This is a genomic window from Snodgrassella sp. ESL0304, assembly GCF_013344995.1.
In the GTDB taxonomy this organism is placed as follows: domain Bacteria; phylum Pseudomonadota; class Gammaproteobacteria; order Burkholderiales; family Neisseriaceae; genus Snodgrassella; species Snodgrassella alvi.
The window spans coordinates 25,848-47,008 of the sequence record NZ_JAAEDR010000002.1; the positions used below are offsets into that span (position 1 = coordinate 25,848).

General features: G+C 40.0%; 20 protein-coding genes and 1 tRNA gene. 16 read left to right on the plus strand and 5 right to left on the minus strand.

From position 1 onward, the window contains the following. Positions 1–52 precede the first annotated feature (52 nt). Positions 53–703 carry an SCO family protein gene (locus GYX91_RS00180; protein ID WP_078474550.1) on the minus strand — a complete coding sequence of 217 codons (651 nt, stop codon included), beginning with the start codon at positions 701–703 and terminating at the stop codon, positions 53–55. A 201-nt stretch (positions 704–904) separates the two neighbouring features. Here GYX91_RS00180 and GYX91_RS00185 point away from each other — a divergent pair. From GYX91_RS00185 to nfsB, 3 genes are all read left to right on the plus strand, one after another. Continuing rightward, positions 905–989: transfer RNA gene (locus GYX91_RS00185), tRNA-Leu, on the plus strand. Positions 990–1,268: 279 nt separating this feature from the next. Next, positions 1,269–2,195, plus strand: coding sequence for a nuclease-related domain-containing protein (locus GYX91_RS00190; RefSeq protein ID WP_084584896.1), 927 nt, complete (start codon positions 1,269–1,271; stop codon positions 2,193–2,195). 319 nt (positions 2,196–2,514) lie between these two features. Continuing rightward, positions 2,515–3,159, plus strand: a complete 645-nt coding sequence (nfsB, locus tag GYX91_RS00195) for an oxygen-insensitive NAD(P)H nitroreductase (RefSeq protein ID WP_174829658.1) — start codon at positions 2,515–2,517, stop codon at positions 3,157–3,159. Positions 3,160–4,005: 846 nt separating this feature from the next. On the opposite strand, the gene GYX91_RS00200 is transcribed toward nfsB, so the two are convergent. Then, the gene (locus GYX91_RS00200) at positions 4,006–4,635 is read right to left on the minus strand and encodes a 5-formyltetrahydrofolate cyclo-ligase (protein WP_078474548.1); all 630 of its coding nucleotides are present in this window, start codon (positions 4,633–4,635) and stop codon (positions 4,006–4,008) included. Positions 4,636–4,828: 193 nt separating this feature from the next. Here GYX91_RS00200 and rpsB point away from each other — a divergent pair, with 193 nt between their 5' ends. From rpsB to lpxA, 13 genes are all read left to right on the plus strand, one after another. Further along, positions 4,829–5,578 (plus strand): 30S ribosomal protein S2, encoded by a 750-nt coding sequence (gene rpsB / locus GYX91_RS00205; RefSeq protein ID WP_025329694.1) that lies wholly within the window; start codon positions 4,829–4,831, stop codon positions 5,576–5,578. Positions 5,579–5,691: 113 nt separating this feature from the next. Continuing rightward, the gene (tsf, locus tag GYX91_RS00210) at positions 5,692–6,564 is read left to right on the plus strand and encodes a translation elongation factor Ts (protein ID WP_078474547.1); all 873 of its coding nucleotides are present in this window, start codon (positions 5,692–5,694) and stop codon (positions 6,562–6,564) included. A 166-nt stretch (positions 6,565–6,730) separates the two neighbouring features. Further along, on the plus strand, positions 6,731–7,450 hold the full coding sequence (pyrH, locus tag GYX91_RS00215; RefSeq protein WP_025329696.1) for a UMP kinase: 720 nt from the start codon (positions 6,731–6,733) through the stop codon (positions 7,448–7,450). 127 nt (positions 7,451–7,577) lie between these two features. Continuing rightward, positions 7,578–8,135, plus strand: coding sequence for a ribosome recycling factor (gene frr, locus GYX91_RS00220; RefSeq protein WP_025329697.1), 558 nt, complete (start codon positions 7,578–7,580; stop codon positions 8,133–8,135). 31 nt (positions 8,136–8,166) lie between these two features. Beyond that, positions 8,167–8,913 carry an isoprenyl transferase gene (locus GYX91_RS00225; RefSeq protein ID WP_078474567.1) on the plus strand — a complete coding sequence of 249 codons (747 nt, stop codon included), beginning with the start codon at positions 8,167–8,169 and terminating at the stop codon, positions 8,911–8,913. A gap of 8 nt (positions 8,914–8,921) precedes the next feature. Further along, the gene (locus tag GYX91_RS00230; RefSeq protein WP_078474546.1) at positions 8,922–9,731 is read left to right on the plus strand and encodes a phosphatidate cytidylyltransferase; all 810 of its coding nucleotides are present in this window, start codon (positions 8,922–8,924) and stop codon (positions 9,729–9,731) included. Positions 9,732–9,738: 7 nt separating this feature from the next. Next, positions 9,739–10,941: a 1-deoxy-D-xylulose-5-phosphate reductoisomerase gene (ispC, locus tag GYX91_RS00235; protein WP_078474545.1), complete on the plus strand. Its 1,203-nt coding sequence runs from the start codon at positions 9,739–9,741 to the stop codon at positions 10,939–10,941. Positions 10,942–10,955: 14 nt separating this feature from the next. Continuing rightward, positions 10,956–12,296 (plus strand): RIP metalloprotease RseP, encoded by a 1,341-nt coding sequence (rseP, locus tag GYX91_RS00240; RefSeq protein WP_078474544.1) that lies wholly within the window; start codon positions 10,956–10,958, stop codon positions 12,294–12,296. A 3-nt stretch (positions 12,297–12,299) separates the two neighbouring features. After that, positions 12,300–14,675, plus strand: a complete 2,376-nt coding sequence (bamA, locus tag GYX91_RS00245) for an outer membrane protein assembly factor BamA (RefSeq protein WP_174829663.1) — start codon at positions 12,300–12,302, stop codon at positions 14,673–14,675. A 24-nt stretch (positions 14,676–14,699) separates the two neighbouring features. Continuing rightward, entirely contained in the window at positions 14,700–15,197 is a 498-nt protein-coding gene (locus GYX91_RS00250; RefSeq protein ID WP_084550540.1) for an OmpH family outer membrane protein, read from the plus strand. A gap of 9 nt (positions 15,198–15,206) precedes the next feature. Further along, the gene (gene lpxD / locus GYX91_RS00255; protein ID WP_174829659.1) at positions 15,207–16,268 is read left to right on the plus strand and encodes a UDP-3-O-(3-hydroxymyristoyl)glucosamine N-acyltransferase; all 1,062 of its coding nucleotides are present in this window, start codon (positions 15,207–15,209) and stop codon (positions 16,266–16,268) included. A 4-nt stretch (positions 16,269–16,272) separates the two neighbouring features. After that, entirely contained in the window at positions 16,273–16,731 is a 459-nt protein-coding gene (gene fabZ, locus GYX91_RS00260) for a 3-hydroxyacyl-ACP dehydratase FabZ (protein WP_025329705.1), read from the plus strand. A gap of 71 nt (positions 16,732–16,802) precedes the next feature. Beyond that, positions 16,803–17,579, plus strand: coding sequence for an acyl-ACP--UDP-N-acetylglucosamine O-acyltransferase (lpxA, locus tag GYX91_RS00265; RefSeq protein ID WP_037392385.1), 777 nt, complete (start codon positions 16,803–16,805; stop codon positions 17,577–17,579). A 708-nt stretch (positions 17,580–18,287) separates the two neighbouring features. On the opposite strand, the gene GYX91_RS00270 is transcribed toward lpxA, so the two are convergent. The 3 genes from GYX91_RS00270 to GYX91_RS00280 form a co-directional block, all read right to left on the minus strand. After that, on the minus strand, positions 18,288–18,704 hold the full coding sequence (locus GYX91_RS00270) for a biopolymer transporter ExbD (RefSeq protein ID WP_025329707.1): 417 nt from the start codon (positions 18,702–18,704) through the stop codon (positions 18,288–18,290). Positions 18,705–18,706: 2 nt separating this feature from the next. Beyond that, positions 18,707–19,372 (minus strand): MotA/TolQ/ExbB proton channel family protein, encoded by a 666-nt coding sequence (locus GYX91_RS00275; RefSeq protein WP_174829660.1) that lies wholly within the window; start codon positions 19,370–19,372, stop codon positions 18,707–18,709. A gap of 83 nt (positions 19,373–19,455) precedes the next feature. Continuing rightward, on the minus strand, positions 19,456–20,232 hold the full coding sequence (locus tag GYX91_RS00280; RefSeq protein WP_174829661.1) for an energy transducer TonB: 777 nt from the start codon (positions 20,230–20,232) through the stop codon (positions 19,456–19,458). Positions 20,233–21,161 lie beyond the last annotated feature (929 nt).

Genomic DNA, 21,161 nt, shown 5'->3' on the forward strand with positions numbered 1-21,161 from the left:
TTTTGCAGAAAAATAAGTTTGCAGAAATTATAAAAATAATAATTAAATAATTTTAATCCAGTAATTGTTTTATGTCATGAGCCAATTGTGCCGCTGTCTGGCTGTGTGGTTCATAAACTACGGTACGGCCTTGTTTATCAATTAAATATGTTCCTGTGCTGTGATCCATTAAATATTCACCGGAACTACTGCCTGCTACTTTATGTACAGCAATTTTATACTGATTAATAACGTTATTAAGCTCTTGCTGATGTTGTTTATTTACAGTTAAACCAATAAAGTCAGGATTAAATGCTGGAGCATAAGCTTCCATAACCTGTGGTGTATCACGCAGCGGATCAACCGTAATAAACAATACCTGTACCTGTTTTCCCTGCTCACCTAGCTGATTTATTGCATCTGCGTAAGCAAGCAGATTAGTCGGGCAAACATCCGGACAATGGGTATAACCGAACACTAATACTACTATTTTACCCTGAAAATCACGCAGATGTACTGTTTTACCGTCAGAACCAAGCAAGGAAAAATCTTTACCACCCAAGCCGGCATCGCGTACATCACTGCCTTCAAAATTATACTGATGCAGTGGTTTGGCTGAATCAGCACTTGCTGGCTGAGCATTGTTAACTGCCGACTGAGGCTGGCAGGCACCCAATAAAATCGCGGATGTTAATACAGCCAGAAAATTTTGTATGTTAAGCATAAAGTTAATAATAATACAAAAATGAACTTTAAATAAATATTTAAAATTCAGAAATTTTTTAATTTTAAAATTAATAAGTAAAATATAAAAAAATCCAAAAATAAAATCAATATTTTATTCAGAATCAGTTAAAAAAATTTTTTACCATAAAAAAATTCTTTACAGCCATGGAAAATCCGTTATAATGCGTCTTCTTCGCTAGCCCAGGTGGCGAAATTGGTAGACGCAGGGGACTCAAAATCCCCCGCCGCAAGGTGTGACGGTTCGAGTCCGTCCCTGGGCACCAGATTCTGAAAACCGCTGATAACAGCGGTTTTTTTATTTTCGCAGTTAACAGCCTGTCAGACTAATGATATGCAGAAATTTATCAAACTTGATAGCTAAATCATGAGAAAAACATAATAGCTTATTTGGCATAATCATTATAGCTAGTGAGTCGTATTATTAAATATAATACGACTCTTTTGGTTTCCGGTGGTTTTATCATTTACCGGACAATCATAGAAAACCCCATATCAGACCCAGACAGACATCTATCACTAATTATTGCAATTGAATTCTAAAAATGATTTTTAAGCAGGCTGACAGTAAAGTAAAAGACATAGAAATACTCCACCAGCTATTGCAACGGTCTGATCTAACACAGCAGACGCGTCAGCATATTGAACATCATCTGCGGTTAATCCGTTCGGGAATCAAAGGTGAAGCAGAATCTGCTTATCAGCTGCAGTTTCATTTTGGCAATCATTCCGAATGGGTAATTATTAATGATTTAAGATTAAAGTATCAGGGAAAAGTGGCACAAATCGACCATTTGCTGATTAACCGCTATCTACAAATATTTGTATGTGAAAGTAAAAGAATAACTGGCAGCCTGATTATTAATGAGCAGGGTGAGTTTTCACGTATATATGAAGGTAATGAACAGGGAATGTCTTCTCCTCTTGAACAAAACCGACGTCATATCAGCCTGCTGAATAATTTATTACTTTCAGATAAGATTCAGCTGCCCATCCGTTTTGGCAGAAAATTGCGTCCGTCATTATATAGCCTGATACTCGTCTCTAACGATGCCTGTGTCCGGCGTCCCCGAAATCCAGTTTCTGGATTGGACAGCGTAATAAAAAATGAGCAATTGCAAACAAAAGTACAGCAGTTAAGCAAACCCGCGGGTATCTTAAGTTTTATCCGTACGGCACCAATTGCCAGTATACAAAAATTTGCCCGTCAGCTGGTGCAGTTGCATCAACCAGCACGATATGACTGGCCAAGTTATTTTGGTTTGAATAAGTCATCTGATCAATTGATAACTAAATCAGCTCATATAGCTCATCCACAAAATGAAAATTTGAGTTCAGCAACTTATTATTTTTGCTCCATGTGTCATAAAAATATTTCATCAGGCGTAGTTGATTATTGCCGGAATCATAAAAATATATTTGGCGGTAAAATATATTGTTATCAGTGTCAGCAAAAAATTAAACAACAATGAATAGTGATGATTTCAGTATGTTATTGAGAAGTTAGATACACTAAATATACTGGTTTAAAAGTAATGTATACCATGAACATTATTATTTTACTGAACAATTTTTTACATAAAATACTATTGGTAAAATTTTTCAGAAGTACCATATTCAAATATATATTAATGTAAGCTAATTGATTTATATAGCCGGTATATTATATATAGTGGTTATATATATTTTATGAGTATCCTTACCTATTTAATCAATATGATTATTATTTTTGAATTAAAATAATCAATTGAATTATTTAATAATTATTGAGAAACAACAGGAATCCAGACAATGAATATTACTGATATATCCAGACAGCGTTATACGACCAAACATTATGATAAAACAAAAAAAATTCCGGCAGAGCAATTGGCGCAACTATTTGAAGTTATCAGAAACAGCCCTTCATCAGTAAATTCACAGCCTTGGCATTTTTTTGTAGTGGATAATGACGATGCTCGTGCCAAAATCATGCCGGCAATTGTAGAAATGAATCATCCGCGGGTAGCTGATTCATCACATACCTTAATATTCTGTGCTAAAACCCCCCTGGATGAGCAGCATTTACAGAATGTACTGGCTCAGGAAGAAAAGGATGGTCGTTTCGGAGAAGGTGAAATCAAGGAAATGATGGATAAAGGTCGCCATTTTTATGTTAATAAAAATAGCGCGACACCACATAGCCAGCTTGAGTGGGAAAGCAGACAGTTATATATTGTATTGGGGCAGTTATTATTTGCAGCAGCTGTTATTGGTATCGATTCAACAGCAATTGAAGGCTTTGATGATCAGAAAATGGATGAAATTCTTGGTCTGCAACAGCAGGGGTTGAAAAGCGTACTGGTAGTCAGTCTTGGCTATCGTGCCGCTAATGACAGTAATGCTACCCGGCCAAAATCACGCCTGCCTGAAGAGCAGATATTTACTCGCTTGTAATTATTAGTTCCAGACTATTACCGATTATCGGGCAAAACAATAAATATACTGATATCCGTATTTTATTGTTTTGCCTTCTAAGAAAATTGTACTTATGTGCTGAATTATATATTTGTCGGTAGCACCTTCGAATATAAGACTTAGCTAACCTTATAATTGATTTGATTTAGTTTAAAATGGGATCTATTCAGAAATAACGAGACAGCTAAATTCCTGATTACTAAATGATAACAACGAAGAGAAAACTTGCTGAATAATATTGTTTAATAACGCTGAAGCTTAAAGAAAATAATCATTTAATTTTTATCTTTTTCTTTTAAATTTCTGCGGAATAATAGTCAAAACTTTCTCTTGAATCTAAATGGTATATTTTGCATCAGCAGATAAAGTGTATTGTATTAACCAAGGTGATACTGATAGTTTACAGTTTCTAATTCTTACTCTGAATTTTGTTGATATTATTAATAATTAATACAGTTATCCTGTCTGGTTTAAGCATAATAAAATCATCTTTAAAATAAAAAATCATAGAATAAATTATCTTGAAAGATAAAATTTAATAAGACTGGTTTATATTCAGATAAATAACCGTTTATTCCAGCTAAACCGTATTTTCTATTCTTTGGAGCCAAAATTTTTTATCTTTAGATAGTTCAATTAGCATATCATCAGGAAATCATAAGCCAAGCTCTAATAAATATATCCCGCAATATCTTCATTTAAAAATATTACCTTTGCATAATATTTTATTTTACAATCTATTTAAGATTTTTGAAATTAAATTTATCGCCTTATTTATACTTTTAAAAGTATCTTAAATACTAAAACCATTTTCTGTATAAATATTCAGGCAGATAATTTATTTATACCCAGCTTAAAGTGCACAACACCTTGTTCACAGACAAAATAAGGTATTTTGATATCATGCTTTTCAGTTTGAATTTCTTGTAACCGCTGGCAGGCAAAACCAGCCCCTATTAATTTCGGTTGCCAGGATTGTAATGCTGAAAGTGTGGCATCGTAATAACCCCCGCCCTGTCCCAGACGATTACCTTTTTGATCAATTCCCAGCAACGGCACAATCAGAGTATGTAAATAGCGAGCCCGAATCCGCTGACCATGAAATTGAGGAATTAAACCGCGCTTTTGTTTTAAACCGTACTGAGCCATAAAACGAGCTGTAGCTTGCCTATGAGAGAGGATAGGGCAGGGAGTAAACCATAATTGTCGTTGTCTGGCTGCAATATAAGGCAAATAAACTGTTGCTCCGCGTTTCTGAGCAGTAATAATAAATGACCACAGTGATAATTCACTGCCTACTGCCCAGTATACGGCTATCCGTTTTTCACGTCGGATCAGAGGATAGAGTAGGCGGTTAATTCGGGTAGTAGCATGCTGACGTATATCATCCTTTAACTGCTGACGCTGCCGGCGTAAATAACTACGCTGTTGTCTTTTATCTGTATGTATCTGCATAATTTAGCCTGTTAATACCCAGGCAGGATACCGTAAAGCTGCATACTTGCCGTAACTGCTTTTTTTCTGTATCATCTGAATGTTTTACCTCGGTAAAAATAAACAACGCTCGCACTGTACGCGAAAGGGTGCTCTGTTACAGAGTTCTATGCGTGGCAGTGTCAGGCTTTAACCCTTTTAAGGATAGATTATTATGTCACAAATTACTATGCGCCAGATGCTGGAAGCAGGCGTACACTTTGGTCATCAGACACGTTACTGGAATCCGAAAATGGCTGAGTACATTTTTGGTGCGCGTAACAAAATCCATATCATCAATCTGGAAAAAACCCTGCCGATGTTTGTAGAGGCTCAGGATGTAGTACGTCGTCTGGCTGCCAATAAAGGAACTGTACTGTTCGTAGGTACTAAACGTCAGGCACGTGATATCGTTAAGGAAGAAGCTACCCGCGCCGGTGCTCCTTATGTTGATCATCGCTGGTTGGGCGGTATGCTGACTAACTACAAAACCGTAAAACAGTCTATTAAACGTCTGGAAGAAAAAACTGTTGCGCTGGAAAATGCTACTGAAGCCGGTTACGGTAAAAAAGAAGTATTGGAAATGCAGCGTGAAGTTGCTAAGCTGGAACGTTCTCTGGGTGGTATCAAAGATATGAAAGGCCTGCCTGATGCAATTTTCGTTATCGATACCGGTTATCAGAAAGGTACTTTGGTAGAGGCAGCTAAACTGGGTATTCCGGTTATCGCTGTGGTTGATACCAATAACAGCCCTGATGATGTTAAATATGTAATTCCGGGTAATGACGACTCAGCTAAGGCAATTCGTTTGTACTGCCGTGGTATTGCTGATGCCATTCTGGAAGGTAAAGCTCAGTCTTTACAGGAAGTGGTTCAGGCTGCTCAGGCCGCAGAAGAAAAACAGGCTGCAACTGCTGCTGAATAATTAGTTATCTCATATCTTTGTAAAAGAAGGGGACGTTAGTGCCCCTTTTTTTAAAACAATTTTTCAGCCTGATATCTGTTTGGCTGAGCATAATTAAGTTTAAGGAGTAAAACATGGCTGCAATTACTGCAAAAATGGTAGGTGATTTGCGTGCTGCTACCGGTTTGGGCATGATGGAATGCAAAAAAGCTTTGGTAGAAGCCGAAGGTAATATGGAAAAAGCCGAAGAAATTCTGCGCATTAAATCCGGTGCCAAAGCTGGTAAGCTGGCTGGCCGTACTGCAGCAGAAGGTGTAGTTGCTGAATACGTGGATGGCAAAGTAGGTGCAGTTGCTGAAATTAACTGTGAAACAGATTTCGTTGCCAAAGATGCCAGCTTTATGGCATTTGCTCAGGCTGTGGCTAAAGCTGTTGCCGTGCACAACCCTGCTACACTGGAAGCATTGGCTGAAGCCAAAACAGATGATGGCGTTACTGTTGAAGAAGCTCGTAAAGCTGTTATTGCTAAGCTGGGTGAAAATATCACTGTACGACGGTTTGAACGAATTGAAACTGATAACAGTTTAGTAACCTATATGCACGGTACTAAAATCGGTGTACTGGTAGAACACAAAGGTGGCGATGCACAAGCTATCCGTCAGGTAGCCATGCACATTGCTGCATCCAAACCACAATGCGTTTCTGCTGCTGAAGTGAACCCGGAAATTGTGGCAAAAGAACGCCACATTTATGAAGAGCAGGCTGCAGCTTCCGGCAAACCGGCAAATATCATTGAAAAAATGGTTGAAGGCCGGGTACAGAAATTCCTGGCTGAAGTAACTCTGCTGGGTCAGCAGTTCGTTATTAATCCTGACCAGACTGTGGAAAAATTCCTGAAAGAACAAAATGCTGAAGTAAGCCGTTTTGTTGCATTCCATGTTGGTGAAGGTATTGAGAAAAAAGAAGTGGATTATGCTGCTGAAGTAGCCGCTGCTTCTAAAGTATAAGGCTGTTTATGCCACGGGCACTCTGGATTCAGGCTCCTGAATCAGGGTGCTTTTTTTTGAGTTATCTGTTTACTCAGGTTGAGATAGCTGAAATAAAAGTTCCCATTTTTTTAAATTTATCGATCGCTGTTAAACATCTAATGGCAAACTGACAGAAAGAATGATCATGACCAAACCAGCAAAATACAAACGTGTATTATTGAAATTATCCGGAGAGTCCCTGATGGGGCCGGATGCTTTTGGTATCAATCGCGATACCATTATGCAAATCACTGCACAGGTTAAAGAAGTGGTCGATATGGGTGTAGAAGTGGCTATTGTTATTGGCGGCGGTAACATTTTTCGCGGAATGGCGCAATCAGCCAAAGGCATGGAACGTGCTACCGCCGATTACATGGGCATGATGGCTACGGTGATGAATGCACTGGCTCTGAAAGAAGCATTTGAAAGTCAGCAGGTTAAAGCCAGAGTGCAGTCAGCACTGAGTATGCAGCAGGTAGCAGAAACTTATGCACGCCCGAAAGCGATCCAGTATCTGGAAGAGGGTAAAGTGGTGATTTTTGCAGCAGGAACCGGCAATCCGTTTTTTACTACAGATACCGCAGCAAGTTTACGTGGAGTAGAAATGAATTGTGATATTATGTTAAAGGCAACCAATGTTGATGGGGTTTATACTGCTGATCCTAAAACCAACCCTGAGGCCAAACGTTATCAGCAAATTACTTTTGATGAGGCAATTAGCCAGAATCTGAAAGTAATGGATGCCACGGCATTTGCTTTATGCCGTGAACAGAAACTGAATATTGTGGTATTCGGCATCTTCAAACCGGGAGCACTTAAACGGGTTATCTGGGGTGAAGATGAAGGTACATTAGTCCATGTATAAACATCAGACTGCTTAACTAAACTTGTGGTGACGCGTATAACTGCGTTAGTATGCGCGTTTGCCATTTTCTGACAGCAAAAATTTGAGAAAATTGAAATAAATGCTGTCAGGCCAGACAGGAATATTCATGATTAACGAAATTCAACGCACTGCTGAAACCAAAATGCAGAAATCACTGGATGTATTGCGCGATAATCTGTCTAAAGTTCGTACAGGGCGCGCTCATACCGGTTTACTAGATCAGGTTGAGGTAGAATATTACGGAAGCATGGTATCTGTTAGTCAGGTTGCCAGTGTAACCTTGCTGGATGCCCGTACCATCGGGGTGAAACCCTATGAAAGTAAAATGGCTGCTGTTATCGAAAAGGCTATTCGTAACTCAAATCTTGGCCTGAATCCGGCTGCAATGGGTGATCTGATTCGTGTACCCATGCCAATGCTTACCGAAGAGCGACGCAAAGATCTGATTAAAGTAGTCCGTGGTGAAGCTGAAGATGGTCGGGTAGTCGTGCGTAATATACGACGTGATGCCAATAATGACCTCAAACGTCTGCATAAAGACAAAGAAATCAGTGAAGACGAAGTTCGTCGCGGTGAAGAAGGTATTCAGAAGCTTACTGATAAATACATTGCTGAAATTGATAAGATGCTGGCAACTAAAGAAGCCGATCTGATGGCAATCTGAACTATATAATTGCAGTAAAGGATGTATTTTGATTACTAGTAGTACTCAGAGTGTGCCCGAACATACCGAAATCCCGAGGCATATTGCCGTTATTATGGACGGTAACGGACGTTGGGCTAAAAAACGTCTGATGCCACGGATTATGGGGCATAAAAAAGGGCTGGAAATGCTGGAAGAAATGACAGCAAACTGCGCACGTATGGGTGTGGAGTATCTGACAGTCTTTGCTTTTTCTACTGAAAACTGGCGTCGTCCTATGGACGAAGTTAATTTTCTGATGGGGCTGTTTTTGCAGTCATTGCAAAAACGGGTACAAAAATTGCATAAAAATAATCTGCGTCTGCGTGTCATTGGTGATCGCAGCCGTTTTGCAGCAGAAATCGTACACGGGATTGAAGAAGCAGAAGCATTGACAGCAGCCAATACCGGGCTAACTCTGACTATAGCTGCTGATTATGGTGGTCGCTGGGATATTTTGCAGGCGGTTAATCAGGCTATTCAGGCCGGAGATACCAAACTGACTGAAACCAGCATCCTGCCATATCTGTCACTTGGTTATGCTTCCGAACCGGATTTATTTATCCGTACAGGCGGCGAAACCCGTATCAGTAATTTTCTTCTATGGCAACTGGCTTATACCGAGTTATATTTTACGCCAGTTCTGTGGCCGGATTTTGATGAATCTCAGCTGGCTAATGCTGTACGTTCCTATCAGGAACGGGAGAGACGGTTTGGCAGAACCTCGGAGCAGTTGCCACTTACCCAACAGCGACTCTAAATTTATTTATGCTCAAACAACGTATTCTTACTGCTCTGGTTTTACTGCCCTTAATGATAGGTATGTTGTTCGGGGCTAACAACAGTTTATGGGCTGCATTTAGCGGTCTGATTGCCTTACTGGCTTTATGGGAATATGCCCGTATTGCCCATTTCACTAACATACAGAATGCCCTCTATCTGCTGGTCAGCGCAGTAGGCGGTGGATGTCTTTATTTTTATTATCAGCAGACGGCATTACCACTCTGGGCACAGATAATGGTTTTGCTGTTCTGGCTGATTATCGTACCAGTCTGGTTAAAATTTAAATGGAAGATCAGAGCCAACTTGTCTGGTGTCATGATTGGCTGGCTATTAATGGTGCCCTTCTGGCAGGCATTAATTTCTTTGCGGCCGGATACTAAAGCTGCCGGTGCTCTTTTATCGATCATGGCATTAGTGTGGATTGCCGATATTGCTGCCTATTTTGTCGGAAGGGCTGTGGGTAAACGTAAACTGGCTCCAACTATCAGTCCGAATAAAAGCTGGGAAGGTGCTATTGGTGCGGTTATTTGCGTTGCTATCTATACAATTATCCTGCAACAGCAAGGCTGGTTACCCTTTATTCTGCCTTGGTGGCAAACCTTGTGTCTGGCTTTTGTTCTGACTGCAGTCAGTATCTGCGGTGATTTGCTGGAAAGCTGGTTAAAGCGTGCCGGTGGTGTAAAAGACAGCAGCCAGCTTTTACCCGGACATGGTGGTGTATTTGATCGGATAGATTCCCTGATTGCTGTACTAAGTGTTTATGCCGCCTTGATAGCCTGTTTTAGTGTAAAGTGATTTTTTGATGAGTGGTTATAATCCTACTTCTATAACTATTCTGGGAGCGACTGGCAGCATTGGTCAGAGTACTCTTGATGTTATTGGGCGCCATCCTGAACGGTTTTCTGTTTTTGCGTTAACCGCACACCAGAAAATTGATCGTCTGGCAGAACTGTGTATTCGTTATCATCCAGTTTACGCTGTGGTTGCTACCGCTGCGCAGGCGGATGTTCTGCGAGTACAATTACAGACTGCTGCTGTTACTACAGAGGTTTTATTTGGAGAACAGGCTCTGTGCGATGTTGCACAGGATAGTGAAACTGATGCTGTCATGGCTGCTATTGTCGGTGCCGCCGGCTTAAGACCTACGTTAGCAGCAGCGAAAGCCGGTAAGACTATTTATCTGGCAAATAAAGAAACCCTGGTAGTCGCCGGTGCCTTATTTATGCAGACTGTTCAGCAGTACGGTGCACGGCTGTTACCTGTAGATAGTGAGCATAATGCTATTTTTCAGGCATTACCTGATAATTATCAGGGAAATTTGGAGCATGCTGGCGTAGCATCGCTGGTTTTAACGGCATCAGGTGGTCCTTTTCTGCATACTGCACTGGCAGATTTTGCGGCTATTACCCCTGAGGCTGCAATACGCCATCCAAACTGGCAGATGGGTCGCAAAATTTCTGTTGATTCAGCTAGTATGATGAATAAGGGCCTTGAGTTAATTGAGGCTCACTGGTTATTTAATGCTGCTGCTGAACAGCTGGAAGTGATTATTCATCCGCAAAGCGTGATACACAGCATGGTTCGTTACCGAGATGGTTCTGTACTGGCTCAAATGGGTAAACCGGATATGCGTATTCCGATTGCACATTGTCTGGGCTTACCAGACAGAATTGATTCAGGGGTTGAACAGCTGGATTTTACCAGTTTAAGTGGTTTACACTTTTTGGCACCGGATTTCGTACGTTTTCCATGCCTGAAACTGGCTTATGATGTATTACACAGCAATAATCCGGCCAGTTCATGTGTGCTGAATGCAGCTAATGAAGTTGCCGTAGCTGCCTTTCTGGACAGAAACGTTCAGTTTGTTGATATAGCGTCAGTAGTTGATAACTGTCTGCAATATTTTAGCGGGCAAACTGCGTCTTCTATAGAAGAACTCTTGCAACTTGATACACGGGTGCGTAGTGTAGCAAGTGCATGGATAGCTGGCCGGTCTGCCGGATGAGAACAGGATAAACCATGTTATTAACCATATTTGCTTTTATTGTAGCAATTTTACTGCTGGTAAGCTTGCACGAATTAGGCCATCTGGTTGTGGCTCGCTGGTGTGGTGTTAAAGTACTGCGTTTTAGTATTGGTTTTGGTAAACCATTTTTTTGTTTAAAACGCGGCAATATCGAATGGTGTCTGGCACCCATCCCTCTCGGGGGGTATGTCAAAATGGTTGATACCCGTGAAGGAGATGTCAGTGAAGCAGATTTACCTTATGCTTTTGATAAGCAGCATCCTCTTAAACGTATTGCAATCGTTGTTGCCGGTCCGTTGACGAACCTGATATTAGCTGTACTGCTGTATGCAGCAAGTTTCAGCATAGGCGGTATTACTCAAATTCGCCCCTGGGTGGGTATGGTTGAGCCAGCTACAGTAGCTGCTGATGCAGGTTTTCAGCAAGGCGACCGTATCAATAGTGTTAACGGACAGGCTGTCACAGACTGGACGGATGCTCAGGCTAAAATTATGCTTAATCTGGATAGCGGCAAAGTTCAGGTTGATGTTATCAATGCAGCCGGACAACCGCAGCAGCGGCAACTGAATATTGCCGGTACCGATGCTGCTGCTAATGTTGCCAAAACCGGTTATCTGGGTATTGCACCTTTCAAAGTCGTTAATCAGATAGGTATGGTTATACCGGATAGTGTCGCAGCTAAAGCTGGTCTGCGTACAGGTGATATTTTATTGACCATTAACGGACGCAAACTTACTGGCTGGCAGGATTGGGTAGACAGTATCCGGGCCAGTGCCGGTGCAAAACTTGACATTAGTTATCAGCGAAACGGACAGATTCTGCAAACTAGCCTGCGACCGGAATCAGTGCTTGAAAAAGGAGCAATAATTGGTCAGGTTGGTGTAGGTGCCATGCGTGATAAAACATGGGATGCCCAGATTCGCCAGCATTATCAGCCCGGTTTTTTTGAATCCGCACGATTGGCTATGCAACGTACGTGGGATTACATTACACTTACTCTTTCCATGTTTGCTAAATTACTTACTGGTCAGGCATCGCTGCATTATCTTTCCGGTCCATTGACTATTGCAGATGTGGCTGGCAAAACTGCTGCTATGGGCTGGCAAAGTTATACAGAATTTCTAGCTCTGGTTAGCGTAAGTCTTGGCGTACTCAATTTATTACCCGTTCCCGTATTAGACGGGGGGCATTTACTGTATTATGCCATCGAGTGGATTCGTGGCAGACCCCTGAGTTTGCGTATACAGGAAATGGGGTTGCGTTTTGGTATTGCTGCCATGTTAATGTTAATGCTGGTGGCTTTCTTCAATGATATTACCCGTTTGTTTGGATGAATGATGAAATTAAAACAGATTACTGTCAGTTTAATGGCTCTGGGCCTGTCTTCACTGGCTTTAGCAGTCGAACCGTTTACCATAAAAGACATTCGGGTAGAGGGTTTACAGCGTACAGCTCCCACAACTGTTTTCAGTTACCTTCCGGTTAAAATCGGTGATACTTTTACCGATACGGAGGGTGAAGAGATTATCAAAAAACTGTATGCAACAGGTTTTTTTGATGATGTACGGGTTGAAACCATGGGTAATCAGGTCCTGTTAACTGTAGTGGAACGGCCAATTATCAGCAGCTTTGATGTTACCGGCGGTAAATCCATCAATAATAATGATATTAAGAAAAACCTGAGTGGTTTTGGTCTGGGGCAATCACGCGTATTTAATCCGGCTATATTAGAGCAGGCAATAGTAGGCTTGCAGGACGCCTATCGCCAGCGTGGTAAAAATGCGGTAAAAATTACTCCCAAGGTTACTAGGCTGGAACGTAATCGTGTTGCACTTGAGCTGAAAATAGATGAAGGTGCAACGACAACCATCAAATCAATTAATTTTAGTGGTAATAAACACTATTCTGCCCATACTTTGCGTAAACAGATGTCATTAAGCCAGAAAAGCTGGACAAGCTGGTTAACCAGGGATGATCGTTATTCAGATACCCAGTTACAGCAGGATCTGGATAAAATCAATAATTATTATCAGGATCATGGGTATCTGAATTTCCGTATTGCTGATGTTAAAGTAAACAGCAGTGAAGATAAAACTGCTCAGATGATTAACATCACAGTAAATGAAGGCGAACGCTATCGCTGGGGTAATGTAACTGTTGGCGGTGATACCCGTGAAGTACCCGCAGAATCATTACAGCAACTGGTTAAAATCAAACCGGGAAGATGGTACAACCGCTCACAGATGATTAATATCATCAGAGCAATTCAGGACAAAATGGGTAGCTCAGGTTATGCTTTCTGTCAGGTAGATGTTCGCCCTGTACCCAATGAAAATACACATGTTGTCGATTTTGTACTAAACGTCGTTCCTGATCGTAAAGTCTATGTTAATCAGATCAATATTACAGGTAACAACAAAACCCGTGATGAGGTACTACGGCGTGAATTGCGGCAAATGGAACGCGCTCCCTATGATGTATCGAAAATTAACCGTTCCAAAGAGCGTGTTCAGCAATTAGGCTATTTTGATAATGCTCAAGTAGATGTTAAGCCTGTAGCAGGTACACCAGATCAGGTTGATCTGGATATGAGTGTCAAAGAGAGATCAACCGGTTCTATTAATGTTGGTGCCGGTTGGGCGCAGGATGACGGTTTGCTGCTGTCAGCAGGTGTTGCACAGGATAATTTGTTTGGTACTGGTAAATCGGCTAGTCTGCAACTATCCCGCTCCAAGGTTAATCAGGTTGCGGCTCTTTCCTTTACAGATCCGTATTTCACTCCTGATGGTGTCAGTCTGGGGTATAACCTGTACTATCGTGGTTATAACCCCAGCAAATCAGACAGTAACTCAATGGACTATAAAACCACGACCATTGGTGCAGCAATGACCATGGGCGTACCGATTACCGAGTATGACCGAGTTAATTTCAGTCTTGGTGCAGAGCATCTGGCCGTTAATTTGTATGGCGAATATGCGCCGCAGCGTTATGCTGAATTTGTTCAGAAATATGGTAAGGATAACTGGATATTAAAAGGTACTGTCGGCTGGGGTCGTAATACCACAGACAGTTCATTATGGCCTACTCGCGGCTACATAATGAATGCTAATATTAACAGTGGTTTACCCGGCGGCGATTTACAATATTACAGCATTAGTCATGACCAGCGCTGGTATTTCCCGATAAATAAAAACTTTACCCTTATGCTATATGGACAGCTTGGTTATGCGGATGGCTATGGAAAAACCAAGGATTTGCCATTTATGTATGCTTTTAATGGCGGTGGTTTAGGTTCAGTACGTGGTTATGAGTCTGGTACACTTGGTCCGAAATACTTTAACCGATACAGTGACGGTTCATATAGTAGTGATTCCAGCAGTTATGGTGGTAATTATATTGCTACTGCAACTGCAGAACTGCTGTTTCCGTTTCCGGGCATTAAAGATCAGCATACTGTCCGCCTCAGCATGTTTGCAGATGCCGGTAGTGTGTGGGATAACAAAACTTATAACTATTATGATGAAAAAAATCCTTATGGCGGCTCCAAAACACATAAATCAAGTATTGGTAACGAAGTACGCTATTCTGCTGGTTTAGCCGTTACCTGGTTGTCACCTATGGGACCACTGAAATTCAGTTATGCTTATCCAATTCATAAAAAATCGGAAGATCAAATACAACGCTTCCAGTTCCAGTTGGGAACTACGTTCTAATCGCAGCTAGATAAGGACAAATTTATGTTTAAAAAAATTGTTTTAACATTTGCTGCTGTACTTTCCTGCTCTTTTGCATGGGCAGAAAGTATACAAAAGCTCGGCTTTATTGATACCAGCCGTGTTTATCAGCAATCTGTTCAGGCTCAGTCTATTCAGAAAGATCTTGATAAAGAATTTGCGCCGTTACAGAAAAAACTGCAAGCCATGCAAGCTGAAGGGCTGAAACTAAAAGAAGCAATTGAATCAGGGAAAGTTCCGGCGGCCGAGCGTGAAGCAAAAATAAAACAAATGCTGCAAATGGATGAACAATATAAAGAAGCAGCTGCAAAACTGGCAGAAGATTACAACCTGCGTCGTAATGAAGAATTTGCCTCACTTCAGCAAAATGCCAATAAAGTTATTATCGAAATGGCACGAAAAGAAGGATATGATTTGATCATACAAGATGCCATATTTGTTAACAGTAAATTTGATATCACTGATGCTGTTATTAAAGCATTAAATGCACAAAAACAGTAAGGCAGAAATATGGCTGTAAACCAGATAACCGCTACCGCTTTAGTTGAACAGCTGGGCGGACAATTGCGTGGCAGTGATGTCATTGTTACCAGAATTACTTCATTACAACAGGCGCAAGCAAACGATATCAGCTTTCTCAGTAATCCGCGTTTGCGTGCAGAAGCATTGGCCAGTAAGGCCGGGGTACTGATTGTTACCGAAAAATCTGCCGAAGTTTTAACTGATCGTACACTGATTGTTACTGATGATCCTTATCTCTACTTTGCCCAAGTTGCCCGTTTGTTTCATCCTCGCATTCAGGCTAAAGCATCTATCCATCCCAGTGCAGTAGTTGCACCATCTGCAAAAATTGCAGCCAGTTGCGAAATTGGTGCTCATGTTGTTATTGGCGAGCGCTGTATCATTGGTGAAAACACACGCATTCTGGCTGGCGCTGTTATTGAAGATGATTGTACGGTGGGTAATGACTGTGTTATTCATGCTAATGTAACCATTTATCATGGTTGTATACTGGGTAACCGGGTAGAACTGCATTCGGGATGTGTTATTGGTGCTGATGGGTTCGGTTTTGCATGGGACAAACAGAAAAATGAATGGTTTAAAATTGTTCAGACCGGTTGCGTGATTCTTGGCGATGATGTCGAAATTGGAGCCAACACCACAATTGACCGCGGAGCAATTGAAAACACCATCATAGAAAATGATGCCAAAATTGATAATCAGGTGATGATTGGCCATAACGGCAAAATCGGTGCTCATGTAGCTATTGTAGCCTGTACAGGCATTGCCGGTAGTACAGAAGTTGGCGCTTATTCCGTTATCGGCGGTGCAGCAATGATTGGTGGTCATTTACACATTCCGCCAAAAACAACGATTGGTGCCGCTACAGCTGTCAGCCACAGTATTAAGGAAAGCGGATACTATGCTTCTATTTTTCCGTTACAAAAACATAGTGACTGGGTAAAAAATGCTGCCCATATTCGTCACTTACATGAAATGAATCAAAAAATAAAAGCCTTGGAACATCAATTAGCCGAATTAAACGGCAATTCATCAAACCAACAGGATTAAAGCAATGGATTGGTCTTTACCTTTAGATATTCGTACCCTGCAGAAATTATTACCTCATCGTTATCCGTTTTTACTGATTGATCGTGTTATCGCTTACGACAGTGAAGCCATGACTTTGAGTGCAATTAAAAATGTCACAGCTAATGAACCCTTTTTTCTTGGTCATTTTCCTGATTTTCCGGTTATGCCTGGTGTGTTGATTATTGAAGCTATGGCACAGGCATGTGGAACACTGGCTATTTTAAGTCATGGTGGTCGTGACGATGATGAAATTTATTTTTTTGTAGGCATCGATAATGCCCGTTTCAAGCGTCAGGTTGTTCCCGGCGATCAGCTGAAATTCGAAGTTAAATTATTGGCAAACAAACGTGATATCGGTAAATTCAAGGCTGTTGCTTTAGTAGATAATCAGGTTGCGGCAGAAGCTGAAATCATGTGTGCCAAACGCAAGGTAGAAAAATAAAAAATACATCACTAAAAATATTAATCATCTATGATTAAACTAGTCGTTAACCACGACAGCAGGAAATATACATGACGCAGATTCATCCCACAGCCATTATTGATCCCAAAGCAGAACTCGATAGTAGCGTATCTGTGGGAGCCTATACCATAATCGGTGCAAACGTGCAGATTGGAGCTAATACCGATATCGGACCGCATGTTGTTATTGACGGGCACACTACTATTGGTGAAGGCAATCGAATTTTTCAGTTTGCTTCACTGGGAGCAATCCCACAAGATAAAAAATACCATGGGGAACCAACAAGACTTATTATTGGTAACCATAACACCATCCGTGAATTTACCACCTTCAATACGGGTACCGTTACCGGCATTGGTGAAACTCGTATAGGTGATGATAACTGGATAATGGCTTATGTTCATTTGGCTCATGACTGTGTTGTCGGCAATCATACAGTTTTTGCCAACAATGCATCGCTTGCAGGACACGTTGTTATCGGTGACTACGTAATACTGGGCGGCTTCTCACTTGTACATCAATTTTGTCAAATTGGCGATTATGCTATGACAGCTTTTGCTGCCGGTGTGCATAAAGATGTACCTCCGTATGTTATGGCTGCCGGTTATCGTGCCGAGCCAGCCGGACTTAACACTGAAGGTTTACGCCGGCACCAATTTACATCAGAACAAATTGCCAACATCAAACGTCTGTATAAAATTCTTTACCGCCAGGGATTGGCTTATGCTGATGCTAAAGCCAGAATTATTGCTGAAGCAGATTCAGCACCTGAGTTACATGTGTTTAAAGAATTTTTTGCACAATCAACACGTGGCATTATTCGTTAGATCAGGCGAAATACAACAGGTAGATAATCAACAATTAATCTACCTGTTTTACATTTAAAGATAGAAATCCAGATACAGATATTTAATAGATGGATTATTTAATAATCTAGAAAATTTTTACATGAAATTTACTACATAACAATATCTAAATTTTACAAGTTATTTTAATAAGTACCTCAGAAAAATCTGCTGAATAATAAACTCTGTTATTCCATAACTCTGGAAAGCAATATTGATATATTGCTTTTATTAATACTTATATCGTGAAAATTTCATTATAAATATAAAAGGGAGAATCAATCGTTTGAATGGTTATAAATATATTTTTTGAAATATTGGACATCATCAGTTCTGCACTTTTCTAAAAACAAATAAAAAAGAAAAGAGCGGTGATAAAAGACTAAGGAAAAAATGACATCATGTATATTTTATTAGTGCCTATTATCGATTATATGAATAGTCTCCACTCAGTAATATGATATTCCTTCCCACTAGAAATAATATACGCAACTATATTGATATCAGTAATTATGAATAATTATTTAATATGCGCAAACGGATACAAAAATAGTTTAAGTATATAATTATGATGTCAAATTTTATTGTAGTATTATTTAATTCATTATATTGCAATAACAATAATCTATTAAAAAATGGACTTTCCTCGACAAAAAGTCCATTTAATAGAATTATATTGAGATATTTAATTTACGATTTATCTTCCGTAACAAAGCCAACTTTTACCAAACCTGCATCCCGAGCAGCGGCTAATACCTGAGCAACATGATCATAAGCAACGTGTTTATCAGCAGCTATCGCCAGTACTAGTTCTGGATCTGCCTGAGCCTTTAGATGTAAATCATTTTTTAGTTGAGTTAGGGAAAGTGTTTGTTCGCCTAATTTATATTGCCCGTCAGCACCAATCGATAAGCGTAATGGAGATTTTGGTTCTGTTTGCTCCGTAGGATTAGCAGTGGTAGGTAAAGTTAACGGGATAGAATGAGTTAATACTGGCATCGTAATCATAAAGACAATCAAGAGTACCAGCATTACATCAACCAGCGGCGTTACATTAATATCAGCTGATTCATGTACCTCATCATCACTGAAATGACCGAATGCCATCACTATTCCTCATTATTTAATAATTGTGCATGTAAATCATGAGCAAAACCATCAAGATCACGACTTAAATTTTTCTTGCTGCGTACCAGACCATTGTAAAACAGTAAAGCCGGAATCGCTGCAAATAAACCTATGGCGGTAGAAATTAATGCCTCACCTATAGGACCAGCTACAGCAGCAATACTCATCTGTCCGCTATGGCCAATATTAATTAAAGCATGATAAATACCCCATACAGTACCAAATAATCCGATAAATGGAGCACTTGAACTTATTGATGCCAATATAGTCAGCCCACTCTCATAGTGGCGCATAATCTGTTCCATACTATTACGAATCTGACTGGTAAGGTAGCGGTTAAAGGGCATAGCCGCAGCCAAAGAGTGATTAGCTTTATCATGATAAAGCTTACTTGCGTGTAATGCATCACGAGTCAGTAAAGCCACCGGTGAATGGTTTTCAGCCAGCTCATGTTGCAATTGAACCAGATTCTCAGCTGTCTCAAAGCAATTTAAAGCTATGCGATTATCCCGCCTTGCGCACCATAAACTCCAGCATCGAACCAAAGCAATAATCCAGGTTATAATGCTCATCAAGACAAGAATAGCCAGAACAGTTAGCAAAATCCAACCGCTTTGAGCATAAATTGAAGCAATATTACCATCCATAAGAATAATTACCTTCAAAGTTAATAATCATTTAACTAAATCATTTAAAATACAAAAATTACATTACTTATCGTTATTTTTTATCAATCTGATATTTTGAATTTTACATTAAACTGATAGTTATAAGAGATTGGAATACCACCGCGCGTAGCTGGTTTAAAACGATATCTCAGTATTGCCTGCTTAGCAGCCCGGTCAAGACGGCTATAGCCACTACTTTTACTTATAGTGACATTAAGTGCTTTTCCGTCTGCACCTACATAAACCTTTATACCCACCACACCTTCTTCCCCATTACTCCGAGAGTCATACGGATAATCCGGGTTTAATGCAGCCAGATAACCTCCCTGATATTCTTTTGGCACAACTAAGCTACCAGCAGACTGATCACTGCTGTTTTTACCATTTGCAGATTTGGAATCTGATTTTCCGCCAGTATTTGCAGAAGTAGCATCTGGAACATTGTTGCTAGGTGCAGGCGCTATTGGCGATGATTTTGCTACTGCAGGTATCAGCTTCGGTTCATCCTCTTTGGGTGGAGTAACTTTAAATTGACTTTGTACTTTGCTAGTTGCTACAGGTTTTATCACAGTTTTTTCAGGTAGCACTTTTCTAGGCGGTGTTTTTACCGTCTGTTTATGCACAACATGATGTTGAGATTCGGGTTGTTGAGGAACATCGTCAGCAATCTTGCCAGCCATATCCGAGCTTATGCCTAAATCAACAAAATTCAGTGCTTGTATATTATTATTATCAACTTTAATCTGCTGTTCATTAAATGCTATTGTCCAAAATAAAATAGCATGCACGCCCAGCACTAGAATAACAATAAAAAAATTGACTTTGCGTTGGTTTTCCATATCGTTGCATGATAATAGAAACCATTATTATTTGCAATATAACTTAACACTAAAACATAAGACTGCGTTAATCAGTCAGATTGAGCAATTTATAAGCTTGTTAAAGCATAAACAGATCGTATTTAAAGCTTTAATACACCTATATACAATTATCAAAACAATATAATTATGACTTGATTCTATACTTAATATTTAAAAACAAAATATAAGATTAATTAAAATAGAAAATTATCTGATTATCGGAATTATATTAGAACTATTAATTTAAGGTAACAGAAAAACCGCTTTATCTTTATATATATCTGTATCTCTAAATTTAGCTAATACAATTCGACAAAATCAAAATATAAAAAATTGCAGCAGACTAAAGTTAGAAAAATAGCTATAGGACACATCTATAGAGTATAGAGTTCATAAAGTACAAGATAAAAGTTAAGTTAATTATTTAATTGATATATTTTAACAACAAAAAACTTTACTGGAACTCTATATAGAAACGATAGCCTTAAATATAACTAAATTAAATTTGGTTTAATCAATAAAGCCAGAGTCGAAGTAGTCCACAATAATTTAAAGTGAGCATATACATATAAAAGTGCCAAATACAAATATAAGAAGAGTCATCTAGTCACAAGTAAAAGGAAACAGAGGCTATAAACAAGTCATCATCCCTATCGGCAGATAGTGGAGTCAAATAAAACCGCAAAACTGAGTCAAAGGCACCAAAAATAAACACAGGAAAAACAGTTGAATGAGAAGAAAGTCAAAAATAAATGCAGGCAGGAGTTGACAGGGGATTAGTGGAGGCGTATAGTTCGCCTTCTTCGCTGATGACGCGACACGAAACAAACGCACAGTTTAAAGTAGAACGCAGTCGAAAGCAACGCTCTTTAACAGAACAGATTACCGATAAGTGTGAGTGCCAAGCG